The organism is Nonomuraea sp. bgisy101, assembly GCF_057708945.1.
The window spans coordinates 289,484-309,628 of record NZ_JBYITD010000009.1 but is presented as its reverse complement, the minus strand read 5'-3'; the positions used below and the strand labels follow the sequence as shown (position 1 = coordinate 309,628).

19 protein-coding genes and 1 pseudogene are annotated in these 20,145 nt (G+C 71.6%); 9 read left to right on the top strand and 11 right to left on the bottom strand.

Annotation, left to right across the window (positions count from 1 at the left end):
* Positions 1–24: 24 nt before the first annotated feature.
* The 3 genes from AC3EO4_RS19705 to menC form a co-directional block, all read right to left on the bottom strand.
* On the bottom strand, positions 25–759 hold the full coding sequence (locus tag AC3EO4_RS19705) for a GNAT family N-acetyltransferase (protein ID WP_379582689.1): 735 nt from the start codon (positions 757–759) through the stop codon (positions 25–27).
* Entirely contained in the window at positions 756–1,784 is a 1,029-nt protein-coding gene (locus tag AC3EO4_RS19700) for a dipeptidase (RefSeq protein ID WP_379582690.1), read from the bottom strand. Before AC3EO4_RS19700 ends, AC3EO4_RS19705 begins: the two co-directional genes overlap by 4 nt.
* Positions 1,785–1,871: 87 nt before the next feature.
* Complete coding sequence (gene menC / locus AC3EO4_RS19695) at positions 1,872–2,975, bottom strand: o-succinylbenzoate synthase (protein ID WP_379582692.1); 1,104 nt, start codon at positions 2,973–2,975, stop codon at positions 1,872–1,874.
* A 206-nt stretch (positions 2,976–3,181) separates the two neighbouring features.
* Between menC and AC3EO4_RS19690 the strand changes: the two genes are divergently transcribed.
* The 6 genes from AC3EO4_RS19690 (at position 3,182) to AC3EO4_RS19665 (ending at position 8,941) form a co-directional block, all read left to right on the top strand.
* A complete protein-coding gene (locus AC3EO4_RS19690) occupies positions 3,182–4,003 on the top strand; it encodes an MBL fold metallo-hydrolase (RefSeq protein WP_379582694.1) in 822 nt (273 codons plus the stop codon).
* 54 nt (positions 4,004–4,057) lie between these two features.
* Positions 4,058–4,555: a hypothetical protein gene (locus tag AC3EO4_RS19685; RefSeq protein ID WP_379582696.1), complete on the top strand. Its 498-nt coding sequence runs from the start codon at positions 4,058–4,060 to the stop codon at positions 4,553–4,555.
* Complete coding sequence (locus tag AC3EO4_RS19680; RefSeq protein WP_379582698.1) at positions 4,552–5,955, top strand: MFS transporter; 1,404 nt, start codon at positions 4,552–4,554, stop codon at positions 5,953–5,955. The genes AC3EO4_RS19685 and AC3EO4_RS19680 overlap by 4 nt, the downstream gene beginning before the upstream one ends.
* An 88-nt stretch (positions 5,956–6,043) precedes the next feature.
* Positions 6,044–7,120: a Gfo/Idh/MocA family protein gene (locus tag AC3EO4_RS19675; RefSeq protein WP_379582700.1), complete on the top strand. Its 1,077-nt coding sequence runs from the start codon at positions 6,044–6,046 to the stop codon at positions 7,118–7,120.
* Positions 7,117–7,992: a sugar phosphate isomerase/epimerase family protein gene (locus AC3EO4_RS19670; RefSeq protein WP_379582702.1), complete on the top strand. Its 876-nt coding sequence runs from the start codon at positions 7,117–7,119 to the stop codon at positions 7,990–7,992. The genes AC3EO4_RS19675 and AC3EO4_RS19670 overlap by 4 nt, the downstream gene beginning before the upstream one ends.
* 73 nt (positions 7,993–8,065) lie before the next feature.
* Positions 8,066–8,941: a Cgl0159 family (beta/alpha)8-fold protein gene (locus AC3EO4_RS19665; protein WP_379582704.1), complete on the top strand. Its 876-nt coding sequence runs from the start codon at positions 8,066–8,068 to the stop codon at positions 8,939–8,941.
* Between the two features lie 123 nt (positions 8,942–9,064).
* Here the strand turns inward: AC3EO4_RS19665 and AC3EO4_RS19660 are convergent, their stop codons facing one another.
* Genes AC3EO4_RS19660 through AC3EO4_RS19635 form a run of 6 tightly spaced genes read right to left on the bottom strand, consistent with a single transcriptional unit; the run spans position 9,065 to position 15,297 of the window.
* Entirely contained in the window at positions 9,065–10,024 is a 960-nt protein-coding gene (locus AC3EO4_RS19660) for a M24 family metallopeptidase (protein WP_431896967.1), read from the bottom strand.
* Entirely contained in the window at positions 10,024–10,932 is a 909-nt protein-coding gene (locus AC3EO4_RS19655; protein ID WP_379582708.1) for an ABC transporter ATP-binding protein, read from the bottom strand. Before AC3EO4_RS19655 ends, AC3EO4_RS19660 begins: the two co-directional genes overlap by 1 nt.
* Positions 10,929–11,771 (bottom strand): ABC transporter ATP-binding protein, encoded by an 843-nt coding sequence (locus AC3EO4_RS19650; RefSeq protein WP_431896964.1) that lies wholly within the window; start codon positions 11,769–11,771, stop codon positions 10,929–10,931. Before AC3EO4_RS19650 ends, AC3EO4_RS19655 begins: the two co-directional genes overlap by 4 nt.
* Positions 11,771–12,616 (bottom strand): ABC transporter permease, encoded by an 846-nt coding sequence (locus AC3EO4_RS19645; protein WP_379582713.1) that lies wholly within the window; start codon positions 12,614–12,616, stop codon positions 11,771–11,773. Before AC3EO4_RS19645 ends, AC3EO4_RS19650 begins: the two co-directional genes overlap by 1 nt.
* Positions 12,613–13,710 (bottom strand): ABC transporter permease, encoded by a 1,098-nt coding sequence (locus AC3EO4_RS19640; RefSeq protein ID WP_431896962.1) that lies wholly within the window; start codon positions 13,708–13,710, stop codon positions 12,613–12,615. Before AC3EO4_RS19640 ends, AC3EO4_RS19645 begins: the two co-directional genes overlap by 4 nt.
* A gap of 9 nt (positions 13,711–13,719) precedes the next feature.
* A complete protein-coding gene (locus AC3EO4_RS19635; protein WP_379582717.1) occupies positions 13,720–15,297 on the bottom strand; it encodes an ABC transporter substrate-binding protein in 1,578 nt (525 codons plus the stop codon).
* 110 nt (positions 15,298–15,407) lie between these two features.
* Here AC3EO4_RS19635 and AC3EO4_RS19630 point away from each other — a divergent pair, with 110 nt between their 5' ends.
* Positions 15,408–16,040 (top strand): Lrp/AsnC family transcriptional regulator, encoded by a 633-nt coding sequence (locus AC3EO4_RS19630; RefSeq protein WP_431896960.1) that lies wholly within the window; start codon positions 15,408–15,410, stop codon positions 16,038–16,040.
* 239 nt (positions 16,041–16,279) lie between these two features.
* Here the strand turns inward: AC3EO4_RS19630 and AC3EO4_RS19625 are convergent, their stop codons facing one another.
* Positions 16,280–17,512, bottom strand: coding sequence for an SGNH/GDSL hydrolase family protein (locus AC3EO4_RS19625; RefSeq protein WP_431896959.1), 1,233 nt, complete (start codon positions 17,510–17,512; stop codon positions 16,280–16,282).
* Positions 17,513–17,640: 128 nt separating this feature from the next.
* Here AC3EO4_RS19625 and AC3EO4_RS19620 point away from each other — a divergent pair, with 128 nt between their 5' ends.
* A complete protein-coding gene (locus AC3EO4_RS19620) occupies positions 17,641–18,702 on the top strand; it encodes an FAD-dependent oxidoreductase (RefSeq protein WP_431896958.1) in 1,062 nt (353 codons plus the stop codon).
* Positions 18,703–18,713: 11 nt separating this feature from the next.
* On the opposite strand, the gene AC3EO4_RS19615 is transcribed toward AC3EO4_RS19620, so the two are convergent.
* Complete coding sequence (locus AC3EO4_RS19615) at positions 18,714–19,232, bottom strand: DUF4396 domain-containing protein (RefSeq protein ID WP_379582725.1); 519 nt, start codon at positions 19,230–19,232, stop codon at positions 18,714–18,716.
* Between the two features lie 143 nt (positions 19,233–19,375).
* Here AC3EO4_RS19615 and AC3EO4_RS19610 point away from each other — a divergent pair.
* Positions 19,376–20,089, top strand: a pseudogene (locus tag AC3EO4_RS19610) (serine/threonine-protein kinase); the annotation flags it as partial.
* Between the last annotated feature and the right edge of the window lie 56 nt (positions 20,090–20,145).

Sequence of the window (20,145 nt, the reverse complement as noted above, 5' to 3'; positions counted from 1 at the left end):
AGGTACGCGTCCATACTGCGCCCCTTAGGGCCGCTCCACCACGTAATGGGACTTCGCATGGAAACCTGTTACCTGGGCGCCGTCCTCCAGCAGCCCTCCCAGGACGTCGCGAACCGCGTACCGCCAGGCCTTGGCGGTCCCGGGGTCCCGCCTGCGCAGCGTCTCCACATCGGCGGGCACCGCGACCAGCAGCACCTTCGCGTCCGTGTCGACCGCGACAGGCCTGCCGTCCTCCTCCTTCAGCCCCACCTCCGCCCCCTCCAGCGTGTACGGCGCGTCCGGCTCGGACAGCCGCCACACCGCCAGGAGCCGGTCCGACTCGTCGCCCCTGTTGACGGCGTCCCCCATGACGCCGTAGAAGCTCGGCAGGTACTCCTCCGGCCTGGCGCCCAGTTTGGCCAGGTTGAAGTGCGCGTTGCGGCGGACCAGCGGGTCGTAGGTCCAGGTGACGCGGTCGATCCCGCGGGCCAGCGCCCATTCGCGCTGGTGCCGCTTGAGCTCGAACCCGATGCCCCTGCCGATCAGCGCCCCGGTGATGTGGGAGTGGAGCGCCCCTCCCTCGGCGAAGAAGCCCACGGAGGCGCCGACCATCCGCTCACCCTCGTAGGCGCCGGCGACGTAGTTGCCCGCGTGCGACAGGGCACGCATCAGCTCCGGGTTGATCGGCTGGTTGCCCTGGTCGAAGCCCCAGATGCCGGTGAACACCGCGAAGGCCTCGTCGAACTCCTCGTGGGTGTGCAGCTCCCTGATCGCGGTCACCGCAGCGCCTCGCCGAGAAGCCTGTGGACGTTGCCGCCGAGGATCTTGAGGATGTCCTTCTCCTCCACGCCTCTGGCGACCAGCGCCTCGGTGACGAGCGGCAGGCCGCGCGGGCCCTCCAGCCCCGGCAGGGTGGCCAGGGGGTCGATCTCGCCGTAGCCGAGTTCCTCGCAGCAGGGCGGGGTGGTGTCCGTGAGCACCTCGCGGACGAAGTCGGGACCGAGGCCGACGTGGTCGACGCCCGCGACGGCGGCGATGTGCTCGATGTGGTCGACGAGCCTGTCGAGGGTGAAGCCGGCGGGGTCGTCCGCCAGGAAGTCGGGGACGAAGTTGACGCAGACGACGCCGCCGGTCGCGGCGACCGCCCTCAGCTGCTCGTCGGTCAGGTTGCGGTGGTGGTCGCGCAGGGCCCGGGCCGAGGAGTGGGTGGCGATGAGCGGCCTGGTCGCCAGCTCCAGCACGTGCGCGACGCCCGAGGCGCCCAGATGGGAGATGTCGAAGACGATGCCGAGCCGTTCCATCTCCTTCAGCGCGGCGACGCCGTGGGAGGTGAGACCGCTGCCGGTGGCGTCCTCACCGCTGCCGTCGGCCAGCGGGGTGCGGCCCCAGTGCGCGATGGAGGCGACCCGGACCCCGAGGCGGTGGAGAGTGGGGATCAGCTCGACGCTGGCGTCCAGCCCCGGCATGCTCTCCATGGCCAGGACCAGGGCGATCCTGCCCTCGGCGAGGGCGGCGTCGATCTGGGCCGCGTCGGTGCAGAGCGCGACGGCGTCGGCGTTGCCCTCGGCGATCACGTGCGCGCACTCGATCATCCTGAGCGTCTCGCGCAGCGCGCCCTCCGGGCGGAAGGCGTCGTCGATGAAGACCGGCAGCACCTGCAGCTTGACACCGCCCTCGCGCAGTTGCGGCAGCCACTGATCGCGGAAGAAGCTCGCCCAGCGGTGCGGGGGGCGGGCGGCGACGGCGATCAGGAGGTCGTTGTGCGTGTCCGCGACCAGGGCGCGGCGGTGGAGATCTAGCGGCATGTCCGTGACGGTATGCCAAGGGCTGCCGGAGGAATTCGTCCTGGACTATCAAGCCCGGGCCGTTCTTCGTCCGGCAGCCCAACCAACTCAGCCGAGAGCGATCCACTCGGTCGAGGTGGTCACCTCGTCGAGGACGTCCTTGACCGGTTCGACGCCGAGGCCGGGGCCCGTGGGCACGTCGAGGTAGCCGCCGTCCAGCTCGAAGGGCTCGGTGATGTCGGTGGCGTAGTAGCGGCGCGAGGCGGAGGTGTCACCGGGCAGCGTGAACCCGGGAAGGGCGGCGAGCGCGACGTTCGCGGCTCTGCCCAGACCCGTCTCCAGCATGCCGCCGCACCACACCGCGATCCCGTGCGCCCTGCACAGGTCGTGAATGCGCCGCGCCTCGAGGTAGCCGCCGATCCTGCCCGGCTTGATGTTGATGATCGAGCAGGCCTTGAGCGAGATGGCGGCGGCGGCGTGCTCGGCCGACTCGATCGACTCGTCGAGGCAGATCGGCGTCCGCAGCCGCGTGGCGAGCTCGGCGTGCTGCACCAGGTCGTCGTTGGCCAGCGGCTGCTCGATCAGCAGCAGCCCGAAGTCGTCCAGCTTGGCCAGCTGCGGAGCGTCGACGAGCGTGTACGCGGCGTTGGCGTCCACCTGCAGGAGCATGTCGTCGCCGAACCGCTCCCTGACCGCCCGGACGGGCTCGACGTCCCAGCCCGGCTCGATCTTCAGCTTGATCCTGACGTAGCCCTCGTCCAGGTAGCCCTCCACCGCGTCGAGCAGCTCAGGGATGGAGTCCATGATGCCGACAGACACCCCGCAGGGCACCCGGTCCCTGGCGGCGCCGAGGAAGTGGCCGAACGACTCGCCCGCCGCCCTCAACTGGGCGTCGAGCACGGCCGTCTCCAGCGCGGCCTTCGCCATGCGGTGCCCCTTGATCGGCTCCATGGCCCTGCCCACGCCGTAGGCGTCGACGTTGTCGGGCAGGGCCGGCAGCAGGAAGCGCCGGATCACCTCCGCGGCGCCGTCGACGTATTCGGAGGAGTAGAGGGGCTCGGACATCGCCACGCACTCGCCCCACCCCTCGGCGTCCGGCGTGACCACTCTGACCAGGAGCACGTCCCTGGAGGTCTCGGTGCCGAAGGACGTGCGGAACGGCGCGACCAACGGCATGGCGATCCGCCGTAGCTCCACTCCGGTGATCTTCATTGTGTCTCCACTTCGTCGCAGGGGTGTCGTCCGACGCTAGGCCACGGCGACCCTCTGCGGATTCGTGCAGGAAGCCGGAAAAACAGGCGTTGCTTCGTCTCCTACCCCAAGGCGTCACGCAGGCGGGGTGAGCCGGCGCCGCGAAATCACCAAGTCTGGACGAAACCCCGCCTTACCACTTGACCTGACTCGGGAAAGATCCCGGCATGCCCAACGTGCGCTTCAGCGTTCACACAGCAGGGGAGACGGGCCTGGGAAAGACGTCCGTCCTGGTGGCAGGCGAGCAGCAGGCGCTGCTGATCGACGGCCAGTTCACGCTGGCCGAGCAACATCGCGTCCTCGCGGACGTGCTCGACAGCGGCAAGCACCTGTCGGCCGTCTTCGTCAGCGCCGCCGACCCCGACTACTACTTCGGCCTGCAGGTGATCAGGCAGGCGTTCCCGACTGTGCGGATCCTCGCGACGCCGGGAACCGTCGAGCGCATCGAGGCGACGTGGCGGTCCAAGCTGGAGATCTGGAAGCAGCTCGGCGGCAACCTCGCCACCGACATCGTGATCCCCGAACCGCTGCTCGGCGGCTGTCTCGAGCTCGAGGACCACGTGTTCGAGATCAGGCAGGGCGACCCCGCCGCCGCGTGGCGCACCGAGTACCTGTGGAACGCCGACCGCAGGGCCGTCCTCGGCGGGGCCGCGCTGTTCAGCGGCGTCCACCTGTGGACCGCCGACACCGCCGCCGCGGAGGAACGTGAGGGCTGGCGGCGGACGCTTGACGAGATGAGCGCGCTCGACCCCGAGTACGTCGTGCCGGGCCACCGCACCGCCGCCGGCGGCCCGCTGGACGCCTCGGTGATCCGCTTCACCCGCGACTACCTGGTGGCCTTCGAGACCGAACTGCGCGACGCCCGACGCCGCGACGACCAGGCCAGGGCGCTGCGCAGGGCGATGACCAGGCGCTATCCGTCGCTCGGCGGCCTGGTCAACCTGGAACTCGGCGCCAAGGTGGCCACGGGGGAGATGTCCTGGGGCTGACGCGGGCCGGTCCGCGGGCGCGGCGCCCGATCGCCCGATGTCTATGATCTCCGGGTGAGCGCTGACGAGATCCGGAGAGTGCTCGGCTGGACGGAATGGACGTCGGAGCCGCTGATCCACAACGCGTTGAACGCGGTGACCAGGGGGATCTGGCGGCTGACCGCCGACCGGCCGGTGATACTCAAGGTGCTCACCGGCTCGGACGAGGGCAGGCCGGGCTGGGAGTCCTCCCACGACCCCCGCCACTGGAACTACTGGCGCAGGGAGGCCGAGGTCTACGCCGAAGGGCTGCCCTGCCTGTGGAAGGGCAGCGGCCTGCGCGAGGCGGGATGGCGGGGCGACGAGCGGCTCGTCAGGCTGGCCGTCTGCGCTTCGGCGATCAAGTATGACTGGCTTGTTCCCGCCATGCTCCGCGCCGTCGACCGCGAGCAGCTCGACTACGGTGGCGCCAGGCCCGTCGAGGCCGCCCGCCGCTACCGGGAGCGCGGCCAGACGATGATGTTCCTGGCCGGATGGGCCGACGAGGCCAGGCGCCTGGCCGAGACGCTGTGACCGGCCGGAGGGCGGCGATCTCCGCCGGGCTGATGGCGGCCATGGCGCTGGCCGCCATCGACGGCACCATCGTCGCCACCGCCGTCCCCTCGATCGTCCGTGACCTCGGCTCGTTCTCGCTGTTCCCCTGGGTGATCGCCGGCTACATGCTGACCCAGGCCGTCTCCACGCCCGTCTACGGCAGGCTGGCCGACCTGTTCGGCAGGAAGCCCATGCTGCTGACCGGGATGGGCGTCTTCCTCGTCGGCTCCCTGCTGGCCGGTCTGGCCTGGTCGATGCCGGCGCTGATCGTGGCGAGGGCGGTCCAGGGGGTCGGCGCCGGCGCGATCCAGTCGATCGTCCAGGTCGTGGCCGGCGACCTGTACCCGCTGGAGGAGCGCGGCAAGATCAGCGGGCTGCTCTCCTCCGTGTGGGGCGTGTCCGCCCTGGTCGGGCCCGCGCTGGGCGGCCTGCTGTCGGAGTACGCCACCTGGCGCTGGATCTTCCTGCTCAACCTGCCCGTCGGCGCGGTGGCGGTGACCGTCATCGCCCTGTTCCTCGACGAGCACGTCGAGCGCGGCAGGCGCCGGCTCGACCTGTTCGGCACGGCGCTGCTCACCTCCGGCGTCGTCGCGGTCATGCTCGGCCTGCAGAACGGCTCGCCGTGGCCGGTCGCGGCGGGCGTGGCCGTGCTCGTGGTCTTCGCCTGGTGGGAGACCCGCGCCGCCGAGCCGTTGCTGCCGCCGTGGATGTGGCGCGACCGGGTGCTGCTCGGCTCGTTCCTCGGCAGCGCGGTCGTCGGCATGATCCTGGTCGGCCCCACGGTCTACCTGCCCACCTACGCCCAGGGCGTGCTCGGAGCGGGCGCCGTCGCCGCGGGCTTCGCACTGGCGGTGCAGTCGCTCGGCTGGCCGCTGACCGTGTTCTTCTCCGCCAGGCTCTACCTCAGGTACGGCTTCCGCGACACCGCGCTGACAGGGCTGGCGCTCATCGCGGTGTCGGCGGCCCTGTTCGTCGGGCTCACCCCGGACTCCTCGCTCGTGTACGCCGGCCTTTGCGCCTTCGTCAACGGCTGCGGCCTCGGCCTGCTGTCGGTGTCGATGCTGGTGGGCGCCCAGTCCGTGGTCGGATGGGAGCGCAGAGGGGTGGTCACGGGCGGCGTGGTCTTCTTCAGGATCGGCGGCGGCGCGCTCGGCGCCGCGATCCTGGCCGCCGTCGCCAACACCACGCTCGCCGGCCGGATGGGCGGCGCCACCTCCGTGGACGAGGCCGCCCGCGCCCTCGGCGGACCCGGCGCCGAGCCCGTACGGCAGGCGCTCGCGGCCGCCGTGCACGACACCTTCGTCGCGACGGCCGTCATCGTGGCGCTGGGCGTGGCGGCCGTCCTCGTCCTGCCGCGCCGCACGGGGACCACACATTAGATCCACCTAATGTCTTAACAAAGGTTTGACACGTCGGCGCGGGACTCGATAGAAACAACTGACTCCCACCGATCCAAGGAGCACGTTCATGCGCCTCGGCGTCATCGGTCTCGGCCTCATCGCCCAGGCCGTTCACTTGCAGAACCTGCAGGCGCTGCGCGAGAAGTACCAGGTGACGCATGTCTGCGACCTGTCGGCCACGCTGGCGGCGCAGATCGCGGCCGAGCACGGCGGGCCCGTGCGGCACTCCACCGACGCGGCCGACGTGCTGGCCGACCCCGAGGTCGACGCGGTCCTCCTCCTCACCCCCGGCACCCACGCCGACCTGACCCGCAGGGCACTGGAGGCGGGCAAGCACGTGCTCGCCGAGAAGCCGTTCGCGCACACCGTCGGCGAATGCACCGAGCTCGACGCGCTTGCCGCGGCCAAGGGCCTGGTGCTGCAGGTGGCGTACATGAAGATGTACGACCCGATCATGGACAGGGCCAGGGCGGAGCTGGCGAATCTCGGGGCGGTCCGCCTGGTGCGGGTGACCGTGCTGCACCCGGCCGACCGCCCGCAGTTCTCCCACCAGCGCTACCTGCGCTACACCGACGCCGTGGTGCCCGACGACGACTACGGGCGGCAGAAGGCCTTCGAGGCGGTCGGCGACCTGGGCGAGCCGTACGTGTCGATCTACGCCAACGTGTTGCAGGGCTCTGTCGTGCACGAGCTGTCGGTGCTGCGCGCCCTGTTCGGCGAGCAGCCGATCTCCATCGCGCACGCCCAGGCCGCGGGGCTCAAGCCGGGCGTGAAGCTGGAGGAGCCGCCGCAGCTGCAGGCGCTCGGAACGTTCGGCGAGGCCCAGTTGTCGCTGTCGTGGAACTGGCTGCCCGACTACCCGGACTACGGCGAGGAGATCGCCGTCTTCGGCTCCGCGGGCCGCCTCTACCTCAACATGCCGGGCCCCTACCTGCGCGACGCCCGCGCCTCGCTGGTGGTGGAGACCATCCAGGGCGGCGAGCGCGCCGGCACGCACCTGCGGTCCGACCATCGCACCGGTTTCCTGCACGAGCTGCTCGCCTTCCACGCCTCCGTCACCGAGGGCGCCCCCGTCCTGTCCACCGCCGCCGGCGCCGCCTACGACACCGCGGCACTCCAGCAGATCGCCAGGAGCCTCGTATGAACCGCATCGCGTCCGCGCCCTGCAGCTACGGCGTCCACAGCGGGCACGCCATCGGCATGAAGCCGGTCGAGCTCCTCGAGGCCATGGCCGCCGCCGGGTACACGGGCAGCGAGCTCGGCCCTCCGGGGTTCTTCGGCTCTCCCGACGAGACCGCCCGGGCGTTCGCCGACAACGGCCTGACGGTCGTCGGGGCCTACGTGCCGCTCAACCTGTCGCAGCCGGAGGAGGTGCCCGCCGACGACCTGGCCGCGATGCGGCACACGCTGGAGGAGCTGGCCGCCTCCGGCAACCCCGACGTGGTGGCGGTCCTGGCCGACGGAGGCGACGAGGCGCTGCGCGCCGACCCGTGGCGGACCGACGGGTGGGACACCGACGCCTGGCATCGCGCGGCCGACCGCGTCGCCGCGGCGTGCGAGGTCGTCAGGTCGTACGGCGTGCGCCCCGTCTTCCACCCCCACTACGTCACCTACGTCGAGCGAGCCGCCGAGATCGACACGCTCATGGAGCTGACCGACGTCGCGCTCTGCCTCGACAGCGGCCACTTCGAGCTGGGCGGCGCCTCGCCCGCCGCCTACGCGGAGAAGTACGCCGACCGGGTGCACCACGTCCACGTCAAGGACGTCCGCCACGCCGTCGTCGAGGCCGCCAGGGCCAGGGGCGACGTGCGGCTGGACGAGTGGTGGGGCGATGTCGCCTGCCCGCTCGGCCGCGGCGACGTCGCCCTCGAACCGTTCCTCGCCCAGCTCAGGGCCAACGGCTACCAGGGCTGGTACGTCATCGAGCAGGACAGCGCCCCCGTCACTCCCGAGACGTGGGCGGCGACCCTCGCCGACCAGCGGCACAACTTCACCTGGCTGGCCGAGCGCCGGTGACCCCGCCCCCTCGGAGGGCGGGCGGCCCGTGCCCGTCCTCCCAGGAACCGTCGCCAGACCACGAGGAGCGTTCATGAACCAGGACAGGCTCGCGGCGCTCGTCGAGACCAGGGTGCACCGCCCGGCCGCCATCGCCGAGGCCGCTGCCCGCCGCGTCCGCCCCGCCGGCCCGCTCGGAGAGCACGGCAAGCTCATGGTCATCGCCGCCGACCACCCCGCCCGCGGAGCGCTCGGCGCGGGCGACCGCCCGCTGGCCATGGCCGACCGGCTGGACCTGCTCGACCGGCTCTGCACCGCACTGGCAAGGCCGGGCGTCAACGGTGTGCTCGGCACCTCCGACATCCTCGAGGACCTCCTCCTGCTCGGCGCCCTCGACGGCAAGGTCGTCATCGGCTCCATGAACCGGGGCGGCCTCGCGGGCGCGGTGTTCGAGATGGACGACCGGTTCACCGGCTACGACGCGGCCACGATCGAGGCGATGAGGTTCGACGGCGGCAAGACGCTGACCAGGATCGACTACGCCGACCCGGCGAGCGTCGACACGCTGGAGGCCACCGCCAAGGCCGTCACCGACCTCGCCTCGCGCGACCTGCTGGCGATGGTCGAGCCCTTCATCTCGCGCAGGGTCGACGGCAAGGTGCGCAACGTGCTCACCACCGACGCGGTGGTCAAGGCCGCCGCGATCGCCGCGGGACTGGGTTCCACCTCGGCCTACACGTGGCTGAAGCTGCCCGTGGTCGAGGACATGGAGCGGGTGATGGCGGCCACCACGCTGCCGGTCGTCATCCTCGGCGGCGAGGTCCACTCCGACCAGGCCGCGGTGTTCGCCAGGTGGCGCAAGGCACTGGCGTGCCCGACCGCCCGCGGTCTCGCGGTGGGCAGGTCGCTGCTGTACCCGCCGGACGACGACGTGGTCTCCGCCGTCGACGCGGCTGTCGCCCTCCTCTGACGAACCGGCACGTGAGCGACCGCCAGGTGAGGGACCGGAACGTGAGCGACCGGCAGGCGAGCGACCGGCAGGCTGGGGCGGCCGCGCCGGCAGGTGACGGCCGGGCGGCGGGCGGTCCGGCGTTCAGGCGTCCAGGACGTGGAGGGCGGGGGAGCTGGGGCTGAGCAGGACGGCGCCGCCGGGGGCGCAGGCGACGGTGTCGGCCACCCGCGCGCCGAACAGCCCCGTCAGGTAGATGGCCGGTGCCACGCACAACGTCATCCCGTCCGACAGGGCATCGCCGTCGGACAGGGAGGGTGCCTCCTCGTGCCCCCAGCCGACGCCCCTTCCGTGGACGTCGGCGAACCCGCCGTAGCCGCTGTCCTCGATCACCTGGCGGGCACGGGCGGCTATCTGTTCGGCGGGGGCGCCCGGCCGTACCGAGTCGAGTGCGGCGGTTCGCGCGGCGAGCACCACCGACAGCATCGCCTCGAAGTCCTCGGGCGGCTCGGCCACGGCGAACGCCCTGGCCACCTCCGCGCACAGGCCGTCCCATCTGCCGCACACCGCGACCTGCAGCGCGTCGCCCGGGTTGATGATCCGGCCGGTGGGCCGGTGCTCCTTCGCCGCGGTGTGCTCGCCGGCGGACACCCGCACCGACACGACCTCCTCGCAGCCCGACTCGATCAGCAGCACCCGCAGCCTGCGCGCCATCTCCTGTTCGCTGGCCCCGAACCAGGCCAGCTCGCGCGCGGCCGCCATGACCGAGTCGGCCGCCGCGGCGGCCCGCCCCACGGCCTCGACCTCCTGCGCCGACTTCCTGAGCCGCAGGTCGCGCAGCACCGCCGAGGCAGGGATGAGCTCGGCGTCGATCCTCATGCCGAACAGCTCGGAGACCCGCATCTCGTCGTCCACGCCCACCCTGCGCGCCCCTCGCGGGATGTGCGGGACGGGGTCGCCTGTCTCGACCGGAGGACCGCCGCGCGTGACGACGAGGAAGCCCTCACCGATGCCGCCCAGGAAGCGGAAGTCGGGGGAGGGGCGCAGCACGAGCGCGTCCACCCCCGCCTCGGCCATCGCCTGTCTGACGAGCTGCTCCCTCATCACTCGGGAGCGTGCAGCCAGCAGGCGGCGGGGCCGAAGTCGGGCTCCTTCACCCTGCACACGTCCATCACGTGCGGGCAGCGCGGGTGGAACCTGCAGCCGGGCGGCGGGTCCGCGGGATCGGGGACGTCGCCGGGCAGCTCGGCAGGCAGGACGCCGAGGCCGTCGGGCTGGGGGATGGCGCCCAGCAGCGCCCGGGTGTACGGGTGGCGCGGGTCGGCCCACACCTCCTCGGTGGGACCCACCTCGACGATCTTGCCCAGGTACATCACCGCGATCCTGTCGGCGATCAGCCGTACCACCGACAGGTCGTGGCTGATGAACAGCAGCCCCGCGCCCGAGTCGACCGCCAGGTCCCGCATCAGCCTGGCCACCTGCGCCTGGGCGGAGGCGTCCAGAGCGGAGATGGGCTCGTCGCCGATCAGCAGCCGCGGCCTGGCCGCGAGGGCCCTGGCGATCGCGATGCGCTGCCGCTGCCCGCCGGAGAACTCGTGCGGGTGCCTGCCGGCGAACTCGCGCGGGAGGCCGACGCGCTCCAGCAGGTCGGCCGGGGCCGAAGTGGTGTCTCCCCCCGTGCGCAGCCCGTCGGCGATCTGGTCGCCCACGCGGCGGCGCGGGTTCAGCGAGGCGTAGGGGTCCTGGAAGACCATCTGGATCTCGGTCAGCGCCCGTCTGCGCAGGCCGAGTGGGGTCACCTGGCGGCCGCCGAAGGTGATCTCACCCTCGGCGGCGGGATGCAGCCCGCAGACGGCGCGGGCCAGCGTCGACTTGCCGCAGCCCGACTCGCCCACCAGGCCGACGACCTCGCCGGGGGAGACGGTCAGGCTCGCGCCCGCCACCGCCCGCACCACGGGCCGTCCCGGCGAGCGGTGCTCCACCACCAGGTCGCGGATGTCCAGCGTCGTCATGCGCTCTTCCCGTCGGCTCGGCGATCTTCCTGGCTGCGCTCCGCGGCGCCGTCGGCGGGCTCGGCCGCGAAGGGGGCGGGCGCGTCGGGCAGCGAGTCGAGGAGCGAACGGGTGTAGGGGTGGGCGGGCGAGCGGAGAACCTCCGCGCGCGGGCCCGTCTCCACCACCAGCCCGTCCTTCATCACGCTCACCTGGTCGGCCACCGACGACATCACCCCGAGGTCGTGCGTGACCAGCAGGACGGCGAGCCCCAGATCGTCGCAGAGCCCGCGCAGCAGTCGCAGGATGCCCGCCTGCACGGTCACGTCGAGCGCGGTCGTCGGCTCGTCGGCGATCAGCACCTTGGGCTCGCAGGCCAGCGCGATGGCGATCGCGATGCGCTGCCGCATGCCGCCGGAGAACTGGTGCGGGTAGCGGCCGAACGCCTCGGAGGGGCCGGGGATGCGCACCTTGCCGAGCAGTTCGACGGCCTTCTCTCGCGCCTGCGCGCGGCCGAGCTTCAGGTGGTGGCGCATGTGCTCGGTCAGCTGCCTGCCGACCGTCAGCATCGGGTGCAGGCTCGTGGCAGGGTCCTGGAAGACCATGGCGACCTCGCCGCCGCGCACCTTGTTCAGCTCCTTCTGCGGCAGGCCGAGCAGGTCCCTGCCCTCCAGCGCGATCGTGCCCGTGGCGCGGGCGCCGTGCGGCAGCAGCCCGAGTACGGCCAGGCCCGTCATGGTCTTGCCGGAGCCGCTCTCGCCCGCGAGGCCGTGCACCTGGCCCTGCTGGAGCGACAGGTCGACGCCGCCGAGGACGTCCCTGCCGCCGATGACGACCCTGAGATCGGTGATGTCCAGCATCAGAGGGCACGCTCCTTGATGGCGCGGGCCGTACGCGGGTCGAGAGCGTCGCGCAGCGTGTCGCCGAGGAAGTTGAAGGCCAGCACGACGGTCAGGATCGCCAGGCCGGGGAAGGTGGCCACCCACCAGCTGTCGAAGACCTCCACGCCGCCCGCGACCATCGCGCCCCACTCGGGGGAGGGCGGCTTGGCGCCCAGGCCGAGGAACGACAGCCCGGACAGCAGGAGCAGCGCGGTGCCGATGTCGAGGGTGGCCAGGACGAGCACGGGTCCCGTGACGTTGGGCAGCACGTCGACGCGCAGCGAGCGCCACACCGAGAAGCCGAGCAGCCTGCCGCTCAGCACGAACTCCCGCTCGCGCACCCCCAGCACCAGGCCCCGGGTGACGCGGGCGTAGGCGGGCCAGGCCACCACCAGGACGGCCAGTACCGCGTTCGCCAGGCTCGCGCCCAGGGCCGCGGCCACGACCATGGCCAGGATGACCGTGGGGAAGGCGAACACGAGGTCAGCCACCCGCATGATCGTCTCGTCCACCCACCGGCCGAAATATCCGGCGCAGGCGCCGAGCAGGCCGCCGACCAGGACCGAGAGGGCCACCAGCATCAGCGTCAGCGGGATCGAGACCCGCGCGCCGTACAGGACCCTGCTGAGGATGTCGCGGCCGAGCTGGTCGGTGCCGAACCAGTGGCCAGGGCCGGGAGCGGCGAGCCTGGGCAGGTCCTGCGCCAGGGGGTCGTGCGGGGCCAGCCACGGGGCGGCCAGCGCGATCACCAGCCAGGCGATCGCGACCGCCCCGCCGACGATGGCGAGGGGCTGCCGCCAGGCTTCGGGGAGTCGTCGTGTCACTGCAGTCTCACTCGGGGGTCGATGACGCCGTACAGCACGTCCACGATCAGATTGATCACCAGGTAGACGCCGCCGACGACGAGGCCCACGCCCATGACGGCGGGCAGGTCGAGAGTGGTGGCGCTCTTGTAGGCGTACTGCCCGACGCCGGGCCAGGCGAAGATCGCCTCGACCAGCACGGTCCCCGACAGCAGGCTGCCGAACGCCAGGCCGGCCACCGTGATGATCGGTACCAGCGCCGAGCGCAGCACGTACCTGAACAGGATGACCCTGCCGGGCAGGCCCTTGGCCCTGGCCGCGCGGACGTAGTCCTGGCCCAGCACCTCCAGAACCGCGCTCCTGGTGAAGCGGGTGAGCAGGCCGATCGTGTAGAGGGCGAGCACCAGCGCGGGAGTGAGGAGGTGGCCGACGGCGCTGGCGAAGACGTCCCACTGTCCCGCCAGGGCGGAGTCGACCGTCGACAGGCCCGTGACGGGCGGCGGCGCGGTCAGCCCCGGGTCGATGCGCCCGCTGCCCGGAGTGAGCTGGAGGCGGTAGAAGAACACGTAGAAGGCCACCAGCGCCAGCCAGAACGTCGGCACCGAGATGCCGATCAGGCTCAGCACCCGCAGCGCGTGGTCCGTCAGCCGGTCCCTGCGCAGCGCCGCCACCACGCCGAACGCCACACCCAGGACCAGCGACACCAGGATCGCCGCGCCCGCGAGCTCCAGGGTGGCGGGCACGGTCTCGGCGAGGTCCTGGCTGACCGGGCGGTGGCTCTGCTGGCTGGTGCCGAGATCCCCCTGCAGCAGTCCCTGCAGGTGGATGAGGTACTGCTGGGGCAGCGGCTTGTCCAGCCCGTGCTCCTGACGCCACTGGGCCACGATCGCAGGATCGCCGAGGGCGCGCTGGCCCAGGTTGGCGGCGGCGGGGTCACCCGGTACCAGGTTGGTCAGGACGAAGGTGACCAGCGTGATCCCCCAGGCCAGGAGGATCGCGATGAGCACCCTGCGCAGGAGGAAGCGCGCCAGCGGATGCCGGCGGACCCGCCCCCGGCCGCCGCGCGGGGCGGCGGCGGGAGCGGCTCCGGGGGCGTCCGCGCCGGAGACGGTCATCTCGGGGGCCTACTTGGCGGTGAGGTCGGCCACGTCGACCGTCCAGACCGGGTGGTACTCCAGGCCGCTCACCGACGCCGCGGTCACGATGTTCTGGCTCGGCTGGATGAGCGGGATGAAAGGCCCGCCCTCGTTCAGCTTCTGCTGAACCTCGGCGTAGGCGGCCTTGCGCGCCTCGTCGCCGATCGCCGTCGCCGCCTTGTCACCGGCGGCGGAGATGTCCTTGGCCGCGCCGTCCTTCCATCCGGCCCGCAGGCCGACGAGCTTGCCGGGCAGGAAGGCCAGGTAGTCGCTCGGGTCCGGGTAGTCCGGGCCCCAGTACCACAGGCCCAGCTCCTCCTTGCCGTTGCGGTAGTTGTCCAGCGCGGTCGTGACGGGCGCGGGCGCGAGGTCGACGGTGATCCCGACCTCCTTCAGGTTCGCCTGGATGCGCTCGGCCAGCGGCTGGAACGACAGGCCGTTGACGGTCAGCTCGCTCGGGTACTCGAGCTTCACCGTCGGGTTCGACACCCCGCTGGCCGCCAGCGCCGCCTTGGCGCCCTCGACGTCGCGCTTGGCCGCCTGGTCGGCGGGCAGCGCACCGAGCAGCTGCGAGGGGATGATGCCCGGCGCCTGCGTCGAGCCCTCACCGGCCAGCTCCAGCAGCCCCGCGTAGTCGACGCCCTTGCGCAGCGCCTCGACGAACTTGGCGTTCGGCGTGGCCTTACTGACCGCGGAGTCCTGGTTGGCCAGCAGGAAGATGACGTTCGCCGAGGCCGTCTTCTTCACCTGCAGCGTCGAGGGCATGCCGGTCACCTGGTCGCCCGACAGGTTGAGCGCCACCTGGCTGTCACCGCGCTGGATGTTCAGCTTCTGCGTGGCCGCCTCGACGTTGCGGATGACCACCCGGTCGTAGGAGGGCTTGGTCCCGTAGTACTTCGGGTTCGCCTTGAGCACGACCTGGCTGGTCAGGTTGAACGACTCGATCGTGTACGGACCCGACCCCGCCGAGGCCGAGTTGAGGTACTGCTCGGCCTTGTCGCCGCTGTCCGTGGTCGCCCCGTGCTCCTTGGCGACCTTGCTGTTGAGCACGCCGAGGGCGGGGTTGGGCAGGATGTACGGCAGGGCGGGGTTGGGCGACTTCGAGGTCAGCGTGATCGTCGAGTCGTCGGTCTTGGCCACCTCGACCCCGTCGAGCAGGAACGAGGGGGTGCCCTTCATGTCGCGCACCCTGGTCAGCGAGAAGACCACGTCGTCGGCCGTCACGGGCGAGCCGTCGGCGAACGTGGCGCCCTGCTTGAGCTTGAGCGTCAGCACCTTGCCGTCGTCGGAGAGCGTGTAGGACTCGGCCAGCGCGGGCACCGGCTTGGTCACGTCGGAGCCGTCGAAGGTCAGGAGCGTCTCGTAGACGGCCTTACCGACGAACAGGCCGGTCGGCTCGTAGGTGCGCCCGGGGTCGGCGGTCTTCAGGTCGAAGGACGTGTCGATGACGAGGGTCTTGGCGCCGGACTGCGGGGCGGCCGACGACTTGACGCCGCCGGCGGAGCAGGCGGCGAGCGCGAGAGCACCGACGACCAGCAATGCTGCCGTCTGAGAGCGGGTCGCCATGGGGTGTCCTCCGAAGCTGGACGGGTGGTTGGGGTTGGTCGAGGATTGTGCGGCAGAATGTCCAGCTCATGTCAGGTGAGTGAGATAGATCTGAAGGGATTGGTCGCACGATGAGTGAAATGTCTGGAAATAGCGGGAGGCTTGGGGATTCGACTGGACGGATCGGTATCGGGCTTGATCTCGACGCCACCCACATGAAGATCCTCGAGGTCCTGAGGGAGAACGGCAGGATCTCGGTCGCCGCGTTGGCCGAACGGGTGGGCATCTCGCGGGCGAACGCCTACACCCGCTTCGAGGCGCTGCGCGCCGACGGCGCCATCAAGCGCTTCACCGCCGAGATCGACCACCTGCGCGCGGGCCTCGGCATCACCGCGCTGGTCTTCGTGACCGTGCGGCAGCAGATGTGGAAGCAGTTCAGGGCCGAGCTGGCGCGGATGCCCGAAGTGGAGTACTGCGCGATCACCACCGGGCAGCACGACGCGATGATCCAGGTGCGGGTGTCCGACGTGGCGGAGGTGCACCGGTTGGTGACCGAGCGGATGGCGAACATCCCGGCGGTGAAGGCCACCGAGACGGTGTTCATCCTGGACGAGGTGCTCAGGCGGCCCTACGTGCTGCCCACCGACCGCGACGCGGGCAGGACCAGCAGGAGGGCCGCGCCCGAGCCCGCGGATGTGCCTCTCGGCAAGATGCGGTTCGTCGGCGCCGCCGAGGGCCGCGCCGCGCTCAGGAAGGACGGGTGACCCTGGCCGGCTGCTCGTTCATGATGAGGAGCCCGGCCGGTGAACGACTTCCACGGCTTGGGCGCCTGGGCAACCGCTCGACGCAGGGACGAACACGCTGCGGTTCTTCAACAACGCTGCCTACGCTCCCGACCTGGACCGCGTCACGCTCGTCTGACGTCCCGGCCTGCCACGCCCTCTCGCCTCCTCCGGCCGCACGCCTCGAGGAGGCGGAGACTCCCTGCTCGCGGCCGGTCGGGCTAGTGGCCGAGGGCGGCGAGGGGGACGGCGTTGGCCATCGCCTCGTAGCCGGCGTCGCTCGGGTGCAGGTGGTCGCCGCTGTCGTAGGACGGCCACATCCGCAACGGGTCGGCCGGATCGGCCAGCGCGGCGTCGAAGTCGGCCACCGCGTCGAAGGCGCCGCTCCTGATGAAGGCGTTGACGCTCTGCCGTACCGACTCGAGGGTCTCGTTGTGGACCCGCCACCCCTTGAAGGGCGTGAGCGTCCCGCCGACGACCGTGAAGTCACGCGCGTGCGCCTGCTCGATGATCTGCCGGAGCGCCGCGACGATCGGCGCGGGGTCGGTCCGGTGGGGTGTCTGCTGGATGTCGTTGATGCCCAGGAGCACGATCACGGTCGTCGCCCCAGGCCGGGAGAGCACGTCGCGGTCGAGTCTGGCCAGCGCGTTGACGCCGGCGCTCACCGCGCTGCCGCCGAGCGGGCCGCCGCCGTCGAGCAGCAGCCGGTTGGCGCTGATGCCCGCGTTGAGCACCCCCATCCGCCTGCCGGCGGGCTGGGCCATGATGCGGTCGGCGAGGAAGTCGGGCCAGCGCCGGTTGGCGTTGGGCGTGGAGTGGATGCCGTCGGTGATGGAGTCGCCGAGCGCGACCACGGCACCCCTGGCCGCCGGAGCCCGCACGTCCACGCCCGTGACGTAGTGCCACGCGGACGTCGCCAGCGGGAAGGCCGCACCCGACTCCTCCGCGGTGTGGTCGCCGTCGGTGGCGTAGAAGGAGGTCTGCTGGGCCGCGGGATGGTAGGTCACGGGCCCTGAAGGCGTGGGGACGAACGTCGTGACGAGCAGGTCGGCCTCGTCGGGCACCCGCATCTGCACCGGATCGCTGACCGCCTCCGCGCCCGCGGGAATCGTGATCGAGGGTTCACGGCCGAAGGTCAGCTCGCTGACCGTGCCGGAGACGGCGTCGGCGCTGGTCGAGCCGCGTCCCAGCGCCACCGTCGCGGCGCCGATGACGAGCGGTGATCTGCCGAAGGCGTTCGACAGGTGCACGCGCACCGCCGTCCCGCCGAGGCTGAGGTGGACGACGTTGCGGATGGAGTGGTTCGGATAGCCGTTGTCGGTGTTCGGGACGCCGGAGGCGGGCGAGGCGCCCCAACTGGCGACCCAGCCGGTCTGCGGGCCCGCGCTCGCGGCGGTGCCCGTTCCGAGGAGCAGGAGGGCGGCGGCGGTGAGGGCGGCTAAGCGGGAGGGCATGCGGCGGCTCCGTCAGGCCAGATGACTACTCCGAGGCGGGGGCATGGACGATCTGCCGTGATCGTAGATGCGCGTCCTGCTGGAGAGAAGGGGACGCGGGAAGGGCCGAGGCGCGCGCGTGGTTGGTCATGAACGTGAACGAAACTGACGTCGTGGTGATCGGGGCGGGGCAGGCGGGTCTGTCCAGCGCCTACTTCCTGAACCGCTTCGGCCTGGATCCCGTGGTGCTCGACGCCGCGGAGGGTCCGGGAGGGGCGTGGCGGCACAGGTCGCCCTCGCTGACCATGGACAAGGTCCACGGCATCTTCGACCTGCCCGGCGTCCACAGGGAGCCCTCCGCCGACGGCCTGGCGCCCGCCGCGCTGGCCGTCCCCGAGTACTACGGGACCTACGAGCGGGAGGTCGGGCTGCGCATCGTCCGCCCCGTCCAGGTGAGAGCGGTGACGCGCGGCGACGGCAGGCTCGTGGTCGCCTCCGACGCGGGGGAGTGGGCGGCCAGAGCGGTCGTCAACGCCACCGGCACGTGGACGCGTCCCTACTGGCCCTACTATCCGGGGTCGTCGGGCTTCCTGGGAAGGCAGCTCCACTACGCGGCCTACAGGGGGCCTGCCGAGATCGCCGGGCGCAGGGTGGTCGTGGTGGGCGGCGGCGCCTCGGCGATGCACGTGCTGTCCGAGCTGGGCGGGGTCGCGGCGGGCACCCTGTGGGTCACCCGCCGCCCGCCGGTCTGGCGCGACGACGACTTCGGTGAGGAGGCGCGCAGGGACGCGGTGGCCATGGTCGAGGAGCGGGTACGGCAGGGCCTGCCGCCGCAGAGCGTCGTCAGCGTCACAGGTCTCGGTTACACCCCCGTCGTGCTCGAGGCGCTGGAGAAGGGGACGCTGCACCGGCTGCCGATGTTCGCCCGGATCGAGCCGGGCGGCGTCGCGTGGGGCGACGGCCGGTTCGAGGCGGCCGACACGATCGTGTGGGCGACAGGCTTCCGCTCGGCGCTCGACCATCTGGCCCCGCTCCGCCTGCGCACACCCGGCGGAGGTATCCAGGTCGACGGCACCCAGGCGATGGCCGAGCCACGCCTGCAACTGGTCGGCTACGGGCCGTCGGCCAGCACGGTCGGCGCCAACCGCGCGGGCCGTACCGCCGCCGTGAACGTCCGCAGGCTGCTGGCCGCCACCAGGGCGGCAGCCTGACGGGCGGAGGCTCAGTGGTAGGCGTGCACCACCGCGTGGCCCTTGCCCTTGCCGATGAGCCACTTGTTGATCGGCGTGGTCACCAGGAAGGCCACCAGGAACGCCACGGCCAGCGCGCCCCAGAACAGTCCTGACGTCAGCCCCGCGTCCATCGCGCCGGGGATGATCAGCATGACGCCGTTGTCCACGATCTCCATCACCACGATCGAGACCGTGTCGGCCGCCAGCGCCACCTTCAGCGCCTGACCCCAGCTCAGCCCGGCCCGCCGGACGGGAATCATGGTGAGCAGGTAGCCGAACACGAAGGCGAGGGCGATCGCCAGGGCGATGGTGGGCGCGTTCGACCAGCCGAGCGCGGTGCCGATCACCATGCCCAGGACCTCGCCGATGGCGCATCCGGTGAGGCAGTGCAGCGTCGCCGTGGCGGCCATGCTCCACGAAACGCCGCCGCCGTGACCACCGTGATGACCGTGATCACTGTGCTGACCATGATCACCGTGATGCTCGTGGTGCCCATGCGTTTCCGACATGTCCAAACTCCTTCTTCAAGTTGCTCGCACCGGAACCTATACCCCCTATAGGTATATGGCAAGCTATGTCCCACAGAGTACTACAGGGAATAGTTCGACAGTGGATCTCGACATCGAGTGGGGTGTGAGGTTAACGTCCCGATATGCGGGTGCCTGGCTACACCGAGATCAGGGAGCTCGGCCACGGGGGCGCAGGACGCGTCGTGCTGGCCCTGCGTGACGCCGACCGATTACCCGTCGCGATCAAACACCTGTCGGATCCCGGCCTGATCCAGCGCTTCAGAACCGAGGCCGCGCTGATCGCCGACCTGGACAGCCCGCACATCGCCCGCCTCATGGAGTACGTCGAAGGCGAGGACGGCGCCGCCATCGTCATGGAACTGGTCGACGGCGTGACCCTGCGGCACCTCCTCTCGCACGAGGGCGCCACCGGCCCCGAGGCTGCCCTGACCGTGCTGAAGGGCGCCCTGCTCGGCCTGGCCGAGGCGCACCGCGCGGGCGTCGTGCACCGCGACTTCAAACCGGAGAACGTGATCGTCACGGGGGAGGGCGACAGCCGCCTCGTCGACTTCGGCGTCGCCGCCCACGCGGGCGAACCGGGCCCGCCGGCGGGCACCCCGTCGTACATGGCGCCCGAGCAGTGGGACGACGCCCCCGCCAGCCCCTCCACCGACGTCTACGCCGCGACCGTGGTGTTCTACGAGTGCCTCACGGGACGCCGCCCCTTCGACGGCGCCACCATGGCCGCCCTCGCCTACCAGCACCAGCACCTGTCCCCGCCGCTGGAGGACGTCGACGACCCGGTCAGGGCCCTCGTCGAGCACGGCATGGCCAAGGATCCCGCCGCCCGGCCCGCCTCGGCTGAGGCGTTCATCGCCGAGTTGGAGACGGCCGCGGCCGCGGCGTACGGCGA